We start from the raw sequence: 3,230 nt of genomic DNA, 5'->3' as shown, positions 1-3,230 counted from the left end.
TTGAGTTTATCGCTTCGCTTTAATAGTATGAAATCGTCCGCGCTTCGCGCGGTTCACCACAATGTGACTCAGCACTCAGTACTCAGCACTAAACACTCAAATCTCAATTTCCACGCTGCCGAGCACTTCGAACTTCGCGTTCGGATCGATTTCGGCGTGGCTGAGTACGACGACTTCCAGGCCGAAGCGTTCGAAGATTTCGGCGAGCGGTTTTCTGAGCATCGGGTCGACGATCAGGATGACCGGGGCGATCCCTTTCTGCAGGACCTTCTGGGCCTCTTCGCTGATCGTTTCGACCACTTTGTTGATCTGCCCCACGTTGAGCAGCAGCTGTCGGCCGCTTTCGTTCTCCTGCAGATGATCGAGCAGACGCTGTTCGGTCGGGGCGCTCAGGGTAAGCAGCTTGATGACGCCTTCCTGGTCTTTGTAGATACTCGTGATGACGCGCGCGAGGCGCGCTCTGACCTGTTCGACGATCAGGTCGACGTTTTTGGTGTATTCGGCCACGTCGGCGATCGTCTCGAGGATGGTGACCATATCCTTGATCGGCACCTGTTCGTGCAGCAGCTGCTTGAGTACTCTCTGGATCAATCCCAGGGAGGCGACCTTGAGCGCGTCTTCCACGACGACCGGGTAGTCTTTCTTGACCTTCTCCAGCAGAGACTGCACCTCCTGACGCGTCAGCAGGTCTTCGGCGTGTTTTTTCACCAGTTCGCTCATGTGGGTGGAGATGACGGTGGCGGGGTCGATGACGGTGTAGCCCTTGATGATCGCCTCCTCCTTCTTGTCGGCGTCGATCCAGATCGCGTCGAGTCCGAAGGCGGGCTCTTTGGTGTGGATGCCCTCGATCTCCTCGGTCGCCATGCCGCTGTTCATGGCCAGGAACTTGTCGGCGTAGACTTCGCCGCTGCCGATCTCGACCCCTTTGAGAAGGATCTGGTACATGTTGGGCGGCAGTTGGAGATTGTCGCGGATGCGCACCTGCGGCATCAAAAAACCGTAGTCGGCGGCGATCTTGCGCCGCATGGAACGGATCCGCTCCAGCAGGTCGCCGCCGCGGCTGGTATCGGCCAGTTTGATGAGCTGGTATCCCAGGTCCAGTTCGAGCATCTCGACTTTGAGGATGTCCTCCAGAGCCGCTTCCTCCTCCTCTTTCGTGGGCGGTTTGTGGGTCGGAGAGGGGGCTTCCTCCTCCGCGGAGGCGGTCGCTCCGGTCTCCGGCCCCAGGATCGACTCCTCCATCCCCTGTTTGCGGATCAGGTAGCCAAGCCCCAGGAAAAGAAGCCCCACGAAAGTCAGAGGGATCGTGGGCAGGCCGGGTACCAGGGCGAAGAGCAGCAGGATGAATCCGACGATGAAGAGGGTTTTGTACTCCTTGATGAGCTGGTTGATCGCCCCTTCGGCGAAGTTCTTCTCTTCGTCCTTGCTGGCGCGTGTGATGATGATACCGGTGGCGGTGGAGACGATGAGGGCGGGGATCTGGGAAACCAGGCCGTCGCCGATGGTCAGCAGCGTGAAGGTCGAGGCGGCGTCGGCCAGGGACATGTCGTGCTGGAACATTCCGATCAGAAATCCGCCGATGATGTTGATGATCGTGATGATGATGCCGGCGATGGCGTCACCCTTGACGAACTTGCTCGAACCGTCCATCGCCCCGTAGAAGCTGGCCTCCTGAAGTATCTCGGCACGCCGTTTTTTCGCTTCGTTCTCGTCGATGAGCCCGGCGTTGAGGTCGGCGTCGATCGCCATCTGCTTGCCCGGCATCGCATCGAGGGTGAAGCGGGCGGCCACTTCGGCGACGCGGGTGGCGCCCTTGGTGACGACGATGAAGTTGATGATGACGATGATGGAAAAGACGATGATACCGATGACGTAGTTGCCCCCGACGACGAAATCGCCGAAACTGGTGATGATGTCGCTGACCGCTTCGGGCCCTTCGTGGCCCTTGCTCAGGATCATACGCGTCGTCGCGATATTGAGCGAGAGGCGGTAGAGCGTGATGAGCAAAATCATCGTCGGAAAAGTCGTGAAGTCGGTAGGTTTCTCGATGAAGACCGAGATCAGGATCATCAGGACCGAGATGGCGATGGAGACCGTCAGGAAAAAGTCCAGCACGGGGCTGGGAAGCGGGACGATGATGATCGCCATGATGGCGACGATCATGCCGACGATGGTCAGATCTTTGGCACTCGCGATGGTTTCGAGAAACGGCATGGCACGCTGAAGAAGTCGGGTGCGGGTCGCTTTAGCCAATCGGATCGCCTTTTTTCACCGGAAGATCTATCTTTCGAGGATGTCTTTGAGCGTCAGGTTTTCCAAAAACCCGTCGATCTTGTTCTGCAGACGGTGCAGAAAGGGCCAGATGATGCACGATCCGGCCCGTTCGCTGGGACAGCACTCTTTGGCCGGAGAGCATTCGAAGACAGACGGCGGTTTTCCCTCGGCCGCTTCGATCACTTCCATAATGGAGATCTCTTCGAACTTTTTCTTGAGCGCGAAACCGCCTTTGGCTCCTTTGTAGGAGACGAGTATGCCGGCTTTGGCGAGATTCTGCAGGATTTTCGCCAGAAAACTTTTGGATATGTCGAGCTGTCTGGACAGGGTATCGACATCTTTGGGCTCTCCGCTCTCGCCTATCAGTGCCAGAGAGAGAAGGGCGTATTCGCTCGCTCGGGTCAGTAACATAGTTCCCCCTATGTAATGTTGGTTCAATTCTAATCTAAATTATGTAAATCTTTGCTTTTTTAAGGATCGTTGTGTATAATTGCGCACTCTTTATATGCGCTCACGGAGTACCATATGGGAGAAAAAACCAATCAGGAGGTCAGAAATGGCTTTGGATTCGGCTAAAAAGCTTGAAATCATCAAACAATTCGGACGCGGTGAGAACGATACGGGTTCTCCGGAAGTACAGGTCGCACTTTTGACGGAGCGCATCAAGTACCTGACAGAACACCTCAAAGAGAACAAAAAAGACCACTCTTCACGACTGGGTCTTCTGAAACTGGTCGGACAGCGCAAACGTCTTCTTCGATATCTCAAAAGAAAAGATTACGATCGCTATACCCAGCTCATTTCCGCTCTCGGCATCCGGGACAAGTAATTCACTTTTCTTCCCCCTTCCGGGGGGATCTTTTTAAACCTTCAGCTTCTTTTCAACAAATCCGCATCACATTTTCTCAACACTCAACACTCAACACTCAACACTCAACACTCAACACTCAACACTC

Annotated in this window: 3 protein-coding genes; 1 reads left to right on the top strand and 2 read right to left on the bottom strand. The window is 55.2% G+C overall.

Features of this window, described 5'->3' with window-relative positions; translation table 11 throughout:
• Positions 1 to 96: 96 nt before the first annotated feature.
• Together flhA and Q1K23_RS08750 are read right to left on the bottom strand one after the other, a co-directional pair.
• Positions 97 to 2,214, bottom strand: a complete 2,118-nt coding sequence (flhA, locus tag Q1K23_RS08755) for a flagellar biosynthesis protein FlhA (protein ID WP_300363910.1) — start codon at positions 2,212 to 2,214, stop codon at positions 97 to 99.
• A gap of 66 nt (positions 2,215 to 2,280) precedes the next feature.
• Positions 2,281 to 2,685, bottom strand: a complete 405-nt coding sequence (locus Q1K23_RS08750; protein ID WP_300363908.1) for an Rrf2 family transcriptional regulator — start codon at positions 2,683 to 2,685, stop codon at positions 2,281 to 2,283.
• Between the two features lie 145 nt (positions 2,686 to 2,830).
• Here Q1K23_RS08750 and rpsO point away from each other — a divergent pair, with 145 nt between their 5' ends.
• Positions 2,831 to 3,103: a 30S ribosomal protein S15 gene (rpsO, locus tag Q1K23_RS08745; RefSeq protein WP_300363906.1), complete on the top strand. Its 273-nt coding sequence runs from the start codon at positions 2,831 to 2,833 to the stop codon at positions 3,101 to 3,103.
• Positions 3,104 to 3,230: the final 127 nt, after the last annotated feature.

The organism is Hydrogenimonas sp. (genome assembly GCF_029933015.1).
In the GTDB taxonomy this organism is placed as follows: domain Bacteria; phylum Campylobacterota; class Campylobacteria; order Campylobacterales; family Hydrogenimonadaceae; genus Hydrogenimonas.
The sequence above is the reverse complement of the archived record's forward strand: the minus strand, read 5'-3'. Positions and strand labels throughout refer to the sequence as shown.

Coding starts and splice junctions, on each gene's coding strand:
- flhA (WP_300363910.1), bottom strand. CDS start 2,214: ATGCCGTTTCTCGAAACCATCGCGAGTGCCAAAGATCTGACCATCGTC.
- rpsO (WP_300363906.1), top strand. CDS start 2,831: ATGGCTTTGGATTCGGCTAAAAAGCTTGAAATCATCAAACAATTCGGA.
- Q1K23_RS08750 (WP_300363908.1), bottom strand. CDS start 2,685: ATGTTACTGACCCGAGCGAGCGAATACGCCCTTCTCTCTCTGGCACTG.